The organism is Streptomyces sp. RPT161 (assembly GCF_027533845.1).
GTDB classification, from domain to species: Bacteria; Actinomycetota; Actinomycetes; order Streptomycetales; family Streptomycetaceae; genus Streptantibioticus_A; species Streptantibioticus_A silvisoli_A.
Genome location: NZ_JAPZVN010000002.1, coordinates 174,885 through 189,172, shown reverse-complemented (window position 1 = coordinate 189,172; position 14,288 = coordinate 174,885). Strand labels below are relative to the sequence as shown.

The window sequence follows — 14,288 nt, the reverse complement described above, 5'->3', positions numbered from 1 at the left end:
GCGAAGGGGCCGGAGGCTGTGATCCACAGCCTCCGGCCCCTTCGCCGTACGCGTCAGCAGCCGAGCAGACGGCCGCCCAGGTAGGCCTGTACCTGGTCCAGCGAGACCCGCTCCTGCTTCATGGTGTCGCGCTCGCGCACCGTCACCGCGTTGTCGTCCAGGGTGTCGAAGTCGATCGTGACGCAGAACGGCGTGCCGATCTCGTCCTGGCGGCGGTAGCGGCGGCCGATGGCGCCCGCGTCATCGAACTCGATGTTCCAGTTCTTCCGCAGGTCGGCGGCGAGGCCCTTGGCCTTCGGAGACAGCTGCGGGTTGCGGGACAGCGGCAGCACGGCGACCTTGACCGGGGCGAGGCGCGGGTCGAGGCGCATCACGGTGCGCTTCTCCATCTGGCCCTTGGCGTTCGGCGCCTCGTCCTCGTTGTACGCGTCGAGCATGAAGGCGAGCATGGCGCGGTTGACACCGGCCGCGGGCTCGATGACGTACGGGGTCCAGCGCTCGCCCGCCTCCTGGTCGAAGTACGACAGGTCCTGGCCGGAGGCCTTGGAGTGCGCGTTCAGGTCGTAGTCGGTGCGGTTGGCCACGCCTTCGAGCTCGGAGAACTCGGTACCGCCGAAGTTGAAGCGGTACTCGATGTCAGCGGTGCGCTTCGAGTAGTGGGAGAGCTTCTCCTTCGGGTGCTCGTACCAGCGGATGTTCTCCTCGCGGAGGCCCAGGTCGCGGTACCAGTTCCAGCGCTGGTCCATCCAGTACTCGTGCCACTTCTCGTCCTCGCCCGGCTTGACGAAGAACTCCATCTCCATCTGCTCGAACTCGCGGGTGCGGAAGATGAAGTTGCCCGGAGTGATCTCGTTGCGGAAGGACTTGCCGACCTGGGCGATGCCGAACGGCGGCTTCTTGCGCGAGGTCTGCTGCACGGCCGCGAAGTTGGTGAAGATGCCCTGCGCCGTCTCCGGCCGCAGGTAGGCCACCGAGCCGGAGTCCTGAGTCGGGCCGAGGTGGGTGGAGAGCAGGCCGGAGAACTGCTTGGGCTCGGTGAAGCCGCCCTTGTTGCCGCAGTTGGGGCAGTTGATGTCGGCCAGCCCGTTGGCGGGCATCCGGCCGTGCTTGGCCTCGTACGCCTCCTCCAGGTGGTCGGCGCGGAAGCGCTTGTGGCAGGAGGTGCACTCGGTCAACGGGTCGGTGAAGGTGGCGACGTGCCCGGACGCCTCCCAGACCTCGCGGGCGAGGATCACCGACGAGTCGATACCGACCACGTCGTCGCGCGAGGTGACCATGGAGCGCCACCACTGACGCTTGATGTTCTCCTTGAGCTCCACGCCCAAAGGTCCGTAGTCCCAGGCGGCGCGCTGACCACCGTAGATCTCGGAGCAGGGGTAGACGAAGCCACGGCGCTTGCTCAGGCTGACGATGGTGTCGATCTTGTCGGCGGCCACGGTGCTCTCTTCAGTACGACGAAGCTGTCAATGTGGGATCCGCTGCGGCCCAGCGAATAACTCAGGTTACCGGCGCCCGAGGGCTCCTGACCAAATCGGATTCGCTTTACGATCATCAACCACTGGCACAATGGGAGCGAGCCGGAACGAGGAGGACGAGACCGTGGCCACCGCCAACCCCCCCGTCCAGGGACGCGCCACCCGCCAGCGCGCTGCCGTGTCGGCCGCCCTCGCGGAGGTCGACGAGTTCCGCAGCGCCCAGGAACTGCATGATCTGCTGCGGCACCGCGGCGACTCGGTGGGCCTGACCACCGTCTACCGGACCCTGCAGTCGCTCGCCGACGCCGGTGAGGTGGACGTGCTGCGCACCAGCGACGGCGAGGCCGTCTACCGCCGGTGCAGCAGCGGCCACCATCACCACCTGGTCTGCCGCGGCTGCGGCAAGGCCGTCGAGGTCGAGGGGCCCGCGGTCGAGAAGTGGGCCGACGCGATCGCCACCGAGCACGGCTACGTGGACGTGGACCACACCATCGAGATCTTCGGCACCTGCGCGGAGTGCGCGCGGAAGTAGTCGAGGTGGTTCCGGGGGCGAGGCCCCCGGCTCCCCCGTCGCGAAGCCGCGCCCCGGACCACTTCCGGGGCTAGGCCCCCGAAGCCCCGAGTCCGTCCGGGTTCGGCACCGCTCCGCCGAAGCGCCGGTCACGGGAGGCGTACTCCAGACACGCCCGCCACAGGTCGCGGCGGTCGAAATCCGGCCAGAGAACGTCCTGGAACACCATCTCCGCGTAAGCGCTCTGCCAGATCAGGTAGTTGGACGTGCGCTGCTCACCGGACGGGCGGACGAACAGGTCGACGTCCGGCATGTCCGGGTAGTACATGTACTTGGCCAGAGTCTTCTCGTTGACCTTGGACGGGTCGAGCCGGCCCGCCTTGACGTCCGCCGCCAGCTTCGCCGCCGCGTCCGCGATCTCCGCCCGGCCGCCGTAGTTGACGCAGAAGTACAACGTCATGACGTCGTTGTCCTTGGTCTGCTCCTGGGCGACCTGGAGCTCCTGGACCACGGACTTCCACAGCTTCGGCATCCGTCCGGTCCACCGGATCCGGATGCCCATCGCGTCCATCTCGTCGCGGCGACGCCGGATCACATCGCGGTTGAAGTTCATCAGGAAGCGGACCTCCTCCGGCGACCGCTTCCAGTTCTCCGTGGAAAAGGCGTACAGCGAGAGGTTCTTGACGCCCATCTCGATGCAGCCCCTGAGCACGTCGAGCACAACGCCCTCGCCGACCTTGTGGCCCTCGGTGCGCGGCAGGCCGCGCTGCTTCGCCCAGCGGCCGTTCCCGTCCATGACGATCGCGACATGGTTGGGCACCAGCTCGCCGGGGATCTTCGGCGGCCGCGCGCCCGACGGGTGCGGCTCCGGCGTCTGGTACTCGCGTCGGCCCCGGCCGAGGATCCCACGACGTGCCATGTGCGTTGTTCCCTACTTTCCTGTTTCTAGAAGGTCTGCGGGCTTCGCCCCAGGCCCGCGGCGTTCTCCACGAACCGCAGCGAACGCAGCCCGCGCTCCAGATGCCACTGCAGGTACGCGGCCACGATCCCGCTGCCCTCCCGGGAGTGGCGGTCCTCGCAGGCGTCCGCGGTCTCCCAGTCCCCGGTGAGCAGCGCGCCCAGCAGTTCCAGCGACTCCGGAGAGGGTACGACGCTGCCGGGTACCCGGCACTGGCCGCACACCACTCCGCCCGATGCGACCGAGAAGAAACGGTTCGGGCCGGGCAGTCCGCATTTGGCGCAGGCCTCGAAGCTGGGCGCGTAGCCGTTGACCGCGAGCGAACGCAGCAGGAAGGCGTCCAGCACCAGCCGCGGATCGTGCGCCCCGCCGGCCAGCGTACGCAGCCCGCCGACCAACAGCAGGTACTGCTGCACGGCGGGTTCACCCTCGTGATCGGTGAACCGCTCGGCGGTCTCCAGCATCGCCGTACCCGCGGTGTAGCGGGCGTAGTCGGTGACGATCTCGCTGCCGTAGGCGGCGATCGACTCGACCTGGGTGCACAGCGGCAGCCCGCGGCCCACCAGTTCCCCGCCACGGGCGAAGAACTGCACGTCGACATGGGAGAACGGCTCCAGCCGGGCGCCGAACTTCGACTTGGTGCGCCGCACTCCCCTGGCCACCGCGCGCACTCGGCCCTGGCGCCGGGTGAGGATGGTGACGATCCGGTCGGCCTCCCCCAGCTTCTGGGTGCGCAGGACCACGCCGTCGTCGCGGAACAGGCTCATCGCCCGCCGCCACGGAGGCTCGGCCGGGGGTGCGGGGGCGGTCCCCCGGAAGAACGCAGCATGGAGCCATTGTCGCCTACGACGGGGTGCGGGCGGCGGCCTCCAGGAGTCGGTCGGTGTCCTCCGCGGGCAGCCGCAACGAGCGGCCGACGGCGGCCAGCGCCTCGCGTTCGGCGGGCAGGTACGGACCGTCGGCGAGCGCGATGCGGGCGCCCTGGAGCAGCACCCGCTCCCGGCCCTGCGGGGCGAGGTGCCTGGTGAGCGGTTCCAGGGCCTCGTGCAGCTCGATCGACAGCCAGGTCCCGCAACCGTCCAGGGCGCCGGCCAGCGAGTCGTACGAGCCGGGCAGCCGCCCCTCGTCCGCGGCGAGCGCGGCCAGCAGACCGATCAGCTGGTCCTCGGTGCAGTCGCTGAACCCGGCCTCGCGCACCGCCTCCAGCGCGGTCTGCCGGGCCTGCCGGGATCCGGCGCCGCCCGCGGTGAGCACCGCGAGGGCGATGGTGTGCACCGCGTCCCGCAGCATCGCGGAGAAGCGGCTGCTGGTCGGCGCGTCCAGTACGTCGAGCCCGTAGCGGCGGTGGCAGACGCCGCACTCGGCGATGGTGCCCGCCGAGCCGCGGGACAGCAGCGGGATGCCCAGCACGGTGAACCGCCGCACACCGGTGCGGCGGCAGTAGTTGCGGTCGCCGCCGCAGTTGGGGCAGTAGAACTCACCGTCGCCCTCGGTTTGCCAGACGGTGCGCACCCCCCAGCCGAATCGGCCCCGACAGCGCGGTTCCAGCGATGGCAGGCCCACGATGCACCCTCCGGCGGCTCGTCCTGGCACGTGCGAACTTCCGCGATGTCCGATCGCGTTCCACGGCACGGGCGCCGGAGGCAGCGCAGCGCGGCTCAGCGCGGAAGTAACGCTCCGGCAACGGCGCCGTGTTGGAGTGATGTTAGCCACACAGATGACGTGCGGTCAGTACCGCGTACTCATCCGGTCACGAAAACGCGGTCCCGGCCGCCGCGTTGGCGGCCGGGACCGCGCGGGTCGTCCGTCGGGTCAGTCGCGGTACGCGCGGTTGACCGCCGAGACCACGGCCTTGATCGAGGCCCGCACGATGTTGGCGTCGATGCCGACGCCCCACAGCACCTTGCCGTCGATCGCGCACTCCACGTAGGAGGCGGCCTGGGCCGCCGCGCCCTCGGTCTGCGCGTGCTCGGCGTAGTCCAGGACCCGTACGTCCACCCCGGTGGCGGCCAGCGCGTCGACGAAGGCGGCCAGCGGGCCGTTGCCGGTACCGGTCAGCACGGTCTCGGTGCCGTCCACCACCGCCTCGACGGTGAGCGCGTCGCCGCCGTCGTTGGTGGTCGAGGTCTGCGCGGAACGCAGCGCGATCCGGCCCCAGGCGTTGTCCGGCATCGGCAGGTACTCGTCCTGGAAGACCGCCCAGATCTCGGCCGGGGTGACCTCGCCGCCCTCGGCGTCGGTCTTGTTCTGGATGATCTTCGAGAACTCGATCTGCATCCGGCGCGGCAGGTCCAGCTTGTGGTCGTTCTTCAGTACGTAGGCGATACCGCCCTTGCCGGACTGGGAGTTGACCCGGATCACGGCCTCGTAGGAACGGCCCACGTCCTTGGGGTCGATGGGCAGGTAGGGCACCGCCCACTCGATCTCGTCAACGCCCTTGCCCTGCGCCGCCGCGTCCGATTCCAGCGCCTCGAAGCCCTTCTTGATGGCGTCCTGGTGGGAGCCGGAGAAGGCGGTGTAGACCAGGTCGCCCGCGTAGGGGTGGCGCGGGTGGACCTCCATCTGGTTGCAGTACTCGGCGGTGCGGCGGATGTCGTCGATCCGCGAGAAGTCGATCTGCGGGTCGACTCCCTGGGAGAACAGGTTCATTCCCAGGGTGACCAGGTCGACGTTGCCGGTGCGCTCGCCCTGGCCGAACAGGCAGCCCTCGATGCGGTCGGCCCCGGCCATGATGGCCAGTTCGGCGGCGGCGACCGCGGTGCCGCGGTCGTTGTGCGGGTGCACGGACAGGCAGACGTGCTCGCGGCGGGAGAGGTTCCGCGACATCCACTCGAACCGGTCGGCGTGCGTGCTCGGGGTCGAACGCTCCACTGTGGCGGGCAGGTTGAGGATGATCTCGCGGCCGTCCTCCGGCTGCCAGACGTCCATCACCGACTCGCAGACCTCCAGCGCGAAGTCCAGTTCGGTGTCGGTGAAGATCTCCGGGCTGTACTGGTAGCCGAAGACCGTCTGGTCGCCGAGGATCTTGTCGGCGTACTCCATCACCAGCCGGGTGCCGTCCACCGCGATCTGCTTGGTCTCCTCGCGGCCGCCGCGGAAGACCACCCGGCGGAACAGCGGGGCGGTCGCGTTGTACAGGTGCACGGTGGCGCGCGGCGCGCCGCGCAGCGACTCCACGGTGCGCTCGATCAGCTCCTCGCGGGCCTGGGTCAGGACGGAGATCGTCACGTCCTCCGGGATCGCGCCCTCTTCGATGATGGAGCGCACGAACGCGAAGTCGGTCTCACCGGACGAGGGGAAGCCGACCTCGATCTCCTTGTAGCCCATGCTGACCAGCAGGTCGAACATCGCCCGCTTGCGGGCCGGGGACATCGGGTCGATCAGCGCCTGGTTGCCGTCCCGCAGGTCGGTGGAGAGCCACCGCGGCGCCTTGGTGATCCGCTTCTCCGGCCAGGTGCGGTCGGGGATCCGCACCGACTCGTACGGGCGGTAGCGGTGGATCGGCATCCCGGACGGGCGCTGGCGGACCGTGGCGGCGGTGATGGGCGTGGGCCTGCCGACGCTGTTGGGGGTGCTGCTCATGCTGTGAGGCTCCAGAGTCCTGTTGGCTCGGACGGCCGACGGGGGCGGGATTCGCGCATCACCGAACTCCGCGGGGAGGGGGTCGGCCTCGACTACAGGCCCTCGCCGCGGCAGCTAAGAAGAAGCAGCCCGAAACGCATGGTGTGGGAAGCCTAGCCCGGCAGGCCCCACCGCGCACAGGAGAAGCCCGGTTCCTCTCAGTATGCAAGACGGCGGGCCAACAGGGGGTAAACCCGAATCTTCCACTCGTTCTCGTCAATTACGGGCACGTACCGTGACAACGCTGCTACGCGATGCCAGATTGCGGGGCATGACCAACGTGCCTGCCCACCGTCCCGTCTTCTGCCCCATCGTCCCGCCGCACCTGCTGGAGTCGCTCGCCCGGCACGAGGATCCCGAAGTACACGTTCCGGCGCGGTACACGCTGGAGCTGGACGCCGTGCACCGCACCCGGCGTCGGATCGGCGCCCCGGTGGCCGTCGAGTCCGCCGTCGCCGAAGCGGTGGCCGACCGGCCGAACCGCACCATCTACGACGCCGGGCACGAGCAGACGCTGCCCGGTGCCGAGGTGCGCGCGGAGGGCGCGGGTCCGGTCAAGGACCAGCCGGTCAACCACGCCTACGACGGGCTCGGCGCCACCTTCGAGTTCTATCTGAAGGCGTACCGACGGCACTCCGTCGACGGCCGGGGCCTTCCCCTGAACGCCAGCGTCCACTACGGGCAGGGCTACAACAACGCCTTCTGGGACGGCAGGCAGATGGTCTTCGGCGACGGCGACGGGCGGATCTTCCAGGACTTCACCGGGTCCGTCGACGTGATCGGGCACGAGCTGACGCACGGCGTCACCCAGTACTCGGCGAACCTCCAGTACTTCGGGCAGTCCGGGGCGCTCAACGAGTCGGTCTCCGACGTGTTCGGCTCGATCATCAAGCAGTACGCGCTCGGGCAGACCGCCGACCAGGCCGACTGGCTGATCGGCGCGGACGTTCTGGCACCCGGGATCCACGGGGTCGCGCTGCGCTCGATGAAGGCGCCGGGGACCGCCTACGACGACCCGGCGCTCGGCAAGGACCCGCAGCCCGCCACCATGGACGGCTATGTCAGCACCTCGCAGGACAACGGCGGCGTGCACATCAACTCCGGCATCCCGAACCACGCCTTCTACCTGGTCGCCGCCACGCTCGGCGGGCACAGCTGGGAGCGCGCCGGGCAGATCTGGTACGACACCCTCACCGGCGGCCGGCTCGCGTCGGACGCCGACTTCGCCGACTTCGCCAGGGCCACCGCGGCGGCGGCGCACGCCCGGTACGGGGACGGAGAGGAGCACCAGGCGGTGCTCAAGGCCTGGTCCCAGGTCGGCGTGGCGGCCAGCGCCGCACTCCCCCGCCAGGCGGCCCCCGAGGGTGCGCCGTCCTCGTCGCAGGGGTAGGCGTAGAGCATGCGGATAGCGGTGACGAGAACCGGCGGATTCGCCGGGATCACCCGTCGGGCGGAGCTGGACACCACCGGCCGCCACGACGAGGCGCGGCTGCGGTCCCTGGCCGTGGCCGCCCTGTCGGACGGCCGACCGGACCGGCCGGCCGGGGTGCCGGACGGTTTCGACTACGAACTCGAGGTGGACGGCATCAAGGCGTACTGCGCGGACCCCCACCTGTCCGCACCCCAACGGGAGCTGATCTCAAGGGTGTTGGGCGAGCGGGCGTGAGGCCGTCACGCCCGCCTCGTTGAGCCTGGCGGCCGGAGTCGATGCCGCCCGCCGCCGGTCGGCTCAAAAACCCAGCTTCCGCAACTGCTTGGGGTCGCGCTGCCAGTCCTTGGCGACCTTCACATGCAGGTCCAGGAAGACCGGTGTGCCGAGGAGCGCCTCGATGTGCTTGCGGGCCTTGGTGCCGACCTCCTTCAGGCGGGCGCCCTTGGGGCCGATGATGATGCCCTTCTGGCTGGGGCGTTCGATGTAGATGTTGGCGTGCACGTCGACCAGCGGCTTGTTCTCCGGGCGGCCCTCGCGCGGCAGCATCTCCTCGACGACGACCGCGATCGAGTGCGGCAGCTCGTCCCGTACGCCCTCCAGGGCCGCCTCGCGGATCAGCTCGGCCACCATGACCTGCTCCGGCTCGTCGGTGAGGTCGCCCTGGGGGTAGAGCGCGGGCCCCTCCGGGAGCAGCGGAACCAGCAGGTCGGCGAGGAGCGAGATCTGCTTGTCGCCCACCGCGGACACCGGAACGATCTCCGCCCACTCGATGCCGAGTTCCCTGCCGAGCTGATCGATGGCGATCAGCTGGGCGGCGAGCTGCTCGGAGTCGACCAGGTCGGTCTTGGTGACGATGGCGACCTTCGGGGTCTTCTTGATCTCCGCCAGTTCCTTGGCGATGAACCGGTCACCGGGGCCGAGCTTCTGGTCGGCGGGCAGGCAGAAGCCGATCACGTCGACCTCGGACCAGGTGGTCCGCACGACGTCGTTGAGCCGCTCGCCGAGCAGCGTGCGCGGCTTGTGCAGTCCGGGGGTGTCCACCAGGACGAGCTGGGCGTCCGGGCGGTGCACGATGCCGCGCACGGTGTGCCGGGTGGTCTGCGGACGGTTGGAGGTGATCGCCACCTTCTGGCCGACCAGAGCGTTCGTGAGGGTGGACTTGCCCGCGTTGGGCCGACCGACGAAGCAGGCGAAACCGGCTCGGTGGGAGTTCTGCGGGGAATCTGTGCGAACGCTCATGCCGCCCATTGTCCCTGATGGGCGGCGATGGTCCGGCCGCGTCATGCCTCCAGACGGGTGCGCAGGTTACCCTCCGCCGCCGCCAGGAAGACGGGCGTGCCGGAACCGCCCAGGTCGCGGACGATCGCCTGGTCCTCGGCCGGGACGGCCTCCGCGTCGCTGACCACGGCCGCCGCCTCCAGGGACTTCGCGCCGCTGGCCACCGCCATCGCCACGGCGGTGGCCAGCGCGCTCAGCTTCAGCGAGGCCAGGTCCACCGTCCCGGCGACATACGTACGGCCCGTCTCGTCCCGTACGGCCGCGCCCTCGGGCACGCCGTTGCGGGCGCGCACCGAGCGGGCCAGCGTGATGATCTTGCGGTCCTCGGGGTCGATGGCTGCTGCGTCGCTCATGGAGCGAGCATACGGCGGACGTTGAGCCGACCGGCGGGCGGAGGGTTTCCCGACGCCCCTCCGGCGAGGACGGCCGCTGGAACTTCTCTCGAAACGCGGCGAACCGACCGGATGCGGGATCCCCTTCACCATCCGCCCACTGGGCCGCACGTCACCGCGCGCCCGCGGCTCCGCGAACTCCTCGCTGGCGACGGGCAGTTCGTGCGCCGCGGCGCCGGTGAGTCGGCTACTCCCCCGAACCCCTCGAAACCTCGACGGGCTCCACCAACACCGTGCCGATCCGGTTCCTGCGGCCCGACGGGGACTCCGCCGTAAGGCGCAGTGCCCCCGGTGCGTGGGGCGAGTACCCGGCCTCCTCGGGCAGTTCCACCACCGCGCTGGCGCCCGGAATCGGCACCCGGCCAAGGGCCTTGGCGAGCAGACCGCCGACCGTCTCCACGTCCTCGTCGTCCAGCTTCACCCCGTACAGCTCGCCGAGGTCGCCGATGTCCAGCCGGGAGGTGACGCGGAAGCTGCCGTCGCCGAGGTCCTCGACCGGCGGCAGTTCGCGGTCGTACTCGTCGGTGATCTCGCCGACGATCTCCTCGAGGATGTCCTCGATGGTGACGATCCCGGCGGTACCGCCGTACTCGTCGATGACGACCGCGACGTGGTTGCGGTCCCGCTGCATCTCCCGCAGCAGGTCGCCCGCGTTCTTGGTGTCGGGAACGAACGTGGCGGGCCGCATCACCGTGGTGACGGGGTCGTTCTCCGACTCGCGGTTGATGTGCACGCGCCGCGCCAGGTCCTTGAGATAGACCATGCCGACCACGTCGTCCTCGTTCTCACCGGTGACCGGGATGCGCGAGAAGCCGCTGCGCAGCGCGAGGGTGAGCGCCTGACGGAGCGTCTTCGTCCGCTCGATCATGATCAGGTCGGTGCGCGGCACCATCACCTCGCGCACGATCGTGTCACCGAGTTCGAAGACCGAGTGCACCATGCGGCGCTCCTCGTCCTCGATCAGCGAGTCCTGCTCGGCGAGGTCGACCAGGGCGCGCAGCTCCGCCTCGGAGGCGAACGGCCCCTGCCGAAAGCCCCTGCCGGGGGTGAGCGCGTTACCGATCAGGATGAGCAGCTTGGGCACCGGCCCCATGATGCGGGCCAGCGGCAGCAGCACGTACGCGGCGGCCGTGGCGGTGTTCAGCGGGTGCTGGCGGCCGATGGTGCGCGGTGAGACGCCCACCGCGACATAGCTGACCAGCACCATCACAGCGATGGTGACCGTCAGCGCCTGCCAGGTCCGGTCGAAGGAACGCAGGCAGACCGCGGTGATGAAGACCGCGGCGGCCATCTCGCAGCCGACCCGCACCAGCAGCGCCACATTGAGGTAGCGGGTGGGGTCGGAGGCGACCGCCAGCAGCTTGGCGCTGCCGCGCCGCCCGGCCCTGGCCGCCTCCTCCGCGCGGAACCGCGAGGTGCGGGCCAGGCCCGCCTCGGCACAGGCGGCGAGCCAGGCGATGACGACGAGAAGGACGCTTGCGATGATCACGGCGGTCAGTGGATGGTGGGGGCCGGGGAGGGCCCTTCGACGCCGCGCTCCGCGCGCCAGTCGTCCAGGATCGCCTTCTGCAGGCCGAACATCTCGGCCTTCTCGCCCGGCTCCTCGTGGTCGTAGCCGAGCAGGTGCAGCACGCCGTGGACGGTGAGCAGTTGCAGCTCCTCGTCCATCGAGTGCTGGGTGGCAGCCTGCTCGCCCTGCTTCTTGGCCACCTCCGGGCACAGCACGATGTCGCCGAGCAGGCCCTGCGGCGGCTCCTCGTCGTCCTTGCCCGGCGGACGCAGCTCGTCCATCGGGAAGGACATCACATCGGTGGGACCTGGCAGGTCCATCCACTGGATGTGCAGCTGTTCCATGGCGTCGGCGTCCACGACGATGATCGAGAGCTCTGACATGGGGTGGATGCGCATGCGCTGGAGTGCGTAACGGGCGACTTCGAGCACCGACTGCTCGTCGATCTCCCAGCCGGACTCGTTGTTGACGTCGATCGCCATGGTGCGGTGTCTTTTACTTTCCCTTGCTGGCCCGGCCGCCGCGGGTATGGCTGCCGTTGCGGTTGTCATAGGCCTCGTAGGCGTCCACGATCCGTCCGACCAGCTTGTGGCGGACCACGTCGGTGCTGGTGAGCCGGGCGAAGTGGACGTCCTGGACGCCGTCCAGGATCTCCACGACCTGCCGCAGCCCGCTCTTGGTGCCGCCGGGCAGGTCGACCTGGGTGATGTCGCCGGTGATGACGATCTTGGAGTCGAAGCCCAGGCGGGTCAGGAACATCTTCATCTGCTCGGCGGAGGTGTTCTGGGCCTCGTCGAGGATGATGAAGGCGTCGTTGAGGGTACGGCCGCGCATGTAGGCGAGCGGGGCGACCTCGATGGTGCCGTTCGCCATCAGCCGGGGGATCGAGTCGGGGTCGATCATGTCGTGCAGCGCGTCGTACAGCGGGCGCAGGTACGGGTCGATCTTCTCGTAGAGCGTGCCGGGCAGGAAGCCGAGCCGCTCGCCCGCCTCCACGGCGGGCCGGGTGAGGATGATCCGGTTGACCTGCTTGGACTGGAGCGCCTGGACGGCCTTGGCCATCGCCAGATAGGTCTTGCCGGTACCGGCCGGGCCGATGCCGAAGACGATGGTGTGCTTGTCGATCGCGTCGACGTACCGCTTCTGGTTGAGCGTCTTGGGGCGGATGGTGCGGCCGCGGCTGGAGAGGATGTTCTGGGTGAGGACCTGGGCGGGGGTCTCCTCCAGCCCGTCCGGTCCGCTGTCCTGCCGGAGCATGGCGATCGACCGCTCCACTGCGTCCTCCGTCATCGGCGCGCCGGTGCGCAGCACCAGCATCATCTCGTCGAAAAGGCGCTGCACCAGGGCGACTTCCGCCGAGTTCCCGGCAGCGCTGATCTCATTGCCACGTACATGGATGTCCACGGTGGGGAACGCCCGCTCGATCACGCGCAGCAGCGAATCACCCGATCCCAGGACGGTGACCATGGGGTGCTTGGCCGGTACGACGAAGTGTGCGCGCGCCTGCGGTTGCTGCTGCGTGGGTGTCTGTGTCATGGGCGAGGCTCTGCGGCCTTCTGGTCCCGCTTCCGTACTCGACATGCCTGTTAGGGCCTGGGGTTCAAGGGTACGACGCGCCGCGGTCAGGCCCGAGAGGTTTTCCACCCCCGTTCCCAAGGACCGCTCGGACCGCCCGTCCGCGCAGCGCGAGCGCGGTGCGACGCAGGTCGGCCTTTTCCGGCCGGATGACCGGATCGACCCGGATCGACGCGGACGGGACGCGCGGGATCCAGCCCGCGTCGATCCGGACGATCACCGCTCGCCCTCCGGTACCACTGGACGGGGTCACTACTGCTGCCGGAAGCCGATGGTCGGCACCGCGCGGCGCAGCGGCCAGGGGCGGGCGGCGGTGGGCAGCAGGTCGTCGAGGAAGGCGTAGCGGCGCAGCGCGGTGCGGTCCTGGTCGTCGTAGTGCTTGGCGTGCTGCCACCAGGCGGCGATCTCGATCCAGCCGGGGGCGGCGAGCGAGCCGCCGAACTCCTGGACGGACAGCGCCGCGGTCAGACTGGCGAAGGCGAGCCGGTTGACGAGCGGCCAGTTGGCGAGCGTGCCGGCGATGAACCCGGCCACGAACACGTCACCGGCGCCGGTCGGATCGAGGGCGTCCACGGTGAGCGCGGGCACCTCCGCGGCCTCACCACTCGCCGAGTCAACCGCGTAAGCGCCCTGTTCGCCCAAAGTGACGACCGCCAGCGGCACCAGTTCGGCGAGCTTGCGGGCGGCCCGGCGCGGGCACTCGGTGCGGGTGTAGCGCATCGCCTCGGCCGCGTTCGGCAGGAACGCCTCGCAGTGCCGCAGGTCGGACAGGTCTCCGGGGTCCCAGCGCCCCGAGTCGTCCCAGCCGACGTCGGCGAAGATCCGGCTGCCGTGCCGGGCGGCGTGCCCGATCCACTCCTCCCGGCGCCCGGGGCTCAGGGAGGCCACGCAGGCCCGGGCGGGCGGCGGGCACACCGGCGCGGGCTCCTCCGGGGGCGGCGCCTCGTGGCCGTGGCTGACCATGGTCCGTTCGCCCTCGTACGCCATGGAGACGGTGACCGGAGAGTGCCAGCCGGGCACCCGCCGGGACAGCGACAGGTCGATGCCCTCGTCCTGCTCCAGGCTCTCCCAGCAGTAGTCGCCGTACATGTCGTCGCCGAACGCCGCCGCGAGCGAGGTGCGCAGGCCCAACCGGGCGAGCGCGGTGGCCATGTTGGCCACGCCACCGGGGCTGGAGCCCATTCCCCGGGCCCAGGACTCGGTACCGCGCACCGGGGCGCTGTCCAGGCCGGTGAAGATGATGTCCAGGAACACGGTTCCGGTCAGATACACATCCGTCGCCGGATCGGCCGGGGTGCGGACCGCGGCGAGCGGGTCGAGGACGGGTTGGTCTGCCACCAGTGGCTCCTTCCGGCGTGCGCGTGATCGCGTGCTGCACACTGTGCCCCAGAAGAACGGGGTACGCGGTGAAGGCAGCATTACAGGACGCACGACCAGGCTGCCGCCGGAAGGAGTCGAAGAGGGAACCGGTGGGCATCGCTCCCCGCCGCCACCGGCCCGCGGACGGCGTACTCGTTCCGCGCCCCCGCCGCGGGG

The 14,288-nt window shown here is 70.0% G+C and carries 14 protein-coding genes; 3 read left to right on the top strand and 11 right to left on the bottom strand.

Annotated elements, in window-relative coordinates:
- Window positions 1-53: 53 nt before the first annotated feature.
- Window positions 54-1,436, bottom strand: a complete 1,383-nt coding sequence (locus O5O46_RS05365; RefSeq protein ID WP_269854072.1) for a glycine--tRNA ligase — start codon at window positions 1,434-1,436, stop codon at window positions 54-56.
- 163 nt (window positions 1,437-1,599) lie between these two features.
- Here O5O46_RS05365 and O5O46_RS05360 point away from each other — a divergent pair, with 163 nt between their 5' ends.
- Window positions 1,600-2,007, top strand: a complete 408-nt coding sequence (locus O5O46_RS05360; RefSeq protein WP_269854571.1) for a Fur family transcriptional regulator — start codon at window positions 1,600-1,602, stop codon at window positions 2,005-2,007.
- 70 nt (window positions 2,008-2,077) lie between these two features.
- Here O5O46_RS05360 and O5O46_RS05355 read toward each other — a convergent pair whose 3' ends face one another.
- From O5O46_RS05355 to leuA, 4 genes are all read right to left on the bottom strand, one after another.
- Window positions 2,078-2,905 carry an isoprenyl transferase gene (locus tag O5O46_RS05355; RefSeq protein ID WP_269854071.1) on the bottom strand — a complete coding sequence of 276 codons (828 nt, stop codon included), beginning with the start codon at window positions 2,903-2,905 and terminating at the stop codon, window positions 2,078-2,080.
- Window positions 2,906-2,931: 26 nt separating this feature from the next.
- Complete coding sequence (recO, locus tag O5O46_RS05350) at window positions 2,932-3,711, bottom strand: DNA repair protein RecO (protein ID WP_269854070.1); 780 nt, start codon at window positions 3,709-3,711, stop codon at window positions 2,932-2,934.
- A gap of 76 nt (window positions 3,712-3,787) precedes the next feature.
- Entirely contained in the window at window positions 3,788-4,507 is a 720-nt protein-coding gene (locus O5O46_RS05345) for a TerB family tellurite resistance protein (protein WP_443072395.1), read from the bottom strand.
- A 249-nt stretch (window positions 4,508-4,756) separates the two neighbouring features.
- Window positions 4,757-6,526 carry a 2-isopropylmalate synthase gene (gene leuA / locus O5O46_RS05340; protein WP_269854069.1) on the bottom strand — a complete coding sequence of 590 codons (1,770 nt, stop codon included), beginning with the start codon at window positions 6,524-6,526 and terminating at the stop codon, window positions 4,757-4,759.
- Window positions 6,527-6,836: 310 nt separating this feature from the next.
- On the opposite strand from leuA, the gene O5O46_RS05335 reads away from it, so the two are divergent.
- Together O5O46_RS05335 and O5O46_RS05330 are read left to right on the top strand one after the other, a co-directional pair.
- Window positions 6,837-7,955 (top strand): M4 family metallopeptidase, encoded by a 1,119-nt coding sequence (locus tag O5O46_RS05335; protein WP_269854068.1) that lies wholly within the window; start codon window positions 6,837-6,839, stop codon window positions 7,953-7,955.
- A gap of 9 nt (window positions 7,956-7,964) precedes the next feature.
- Window positions 7,965-8,231: a protealysin inhibitor emfourin gene (locus O5O46_RS05330; RefSeq protein ID WP_269854067.1), complete on the top strand. Its 267-nt coding sequence runs from the start codon at window positions 7,965-7,967 to the stop codon at window positions 8,229-8,231.
- A 63-nt stretch (window positions 8,232-8,294) separates the two neighbouring features.
- On the opposite strand, the gene era is transcribed toward O5O46_RS05330, so the two are convergent.
- From era to O5O46_RS05300, 6 genes are all read right to left on the bottom strand, one after another.
- Entirely contained in the window at window positions 8,295-9,236 is a 942-nt protein-coding gene (gene era / locus O5O46_RS05325) for a GTPase Era (RefSeq protein WP_443072394.1), read from the bottom strand.
- A gap of 41 nt (window positions 9,237-9,277) precedes the next feature.
- Entirely contained in the window at window positions 9,278-9,628 is a 351-nt protein-coding gene (locus O5O46_RS05320; protein ID WP_269854065.1) for a cytidine deaminase, read from the bottom strand.
- Between the two features lie 226 nt (window positions 9,629-9,854).
- Window positions 9,855-11,156 (bottom strand): hemolysin family protein, encoded by a 1,302-nt coding sequence (locus tag O5O46_RS05315; protein ID WP_443072393.1) that lies wholly within the window; start codon window positions 11,154-11,156, stop codon window positions 9,855-9,857.
- A gap of 5 nt (window positions 11,157-11,161) precedes the next feature.
- Window positions 11,162-11,659: an rRNA maturation RNase YbeY gene (gene ybeY / locus O5O46_RS05310; protein ID WP_269854064.1), complete on the bottom strand. Its 498-nt coding sequence runs from the start codon at window positions 11,657-11,659 to the stop codon at window positions 11,162-11,164.
- Window positions 11,660-11,672: 13 nt separating this feature from the next.
- Window positions 11,673-12,713 carry a PhoH family protein gene (locus O5O46_RS05305; protein WP_269854063.1) on the bottom strand — a complete coding sequence of 347 codons (1,041 nt, stop codon included), beginning with the start codon at window positions 12,711-12,713 and terminating at the stop codon, window positions 11,673-11,675.
- 291 nt (window positions 12,714-13,004) lie between these two features.
- Complete coding sequence (locus O5O46_RS05300; RefSeq protein ID WP_269854062.1) at window positions 13,005-14,090, bottom strand: carbohydrate kinase family protein; 1,086 nt, start codon at window positions 14,088-14,090, stop codon at window positions 13,005-13,007.
- Between the last annotated feature and the right edge of the window lie 198 nt (window positions 14,091-14,288).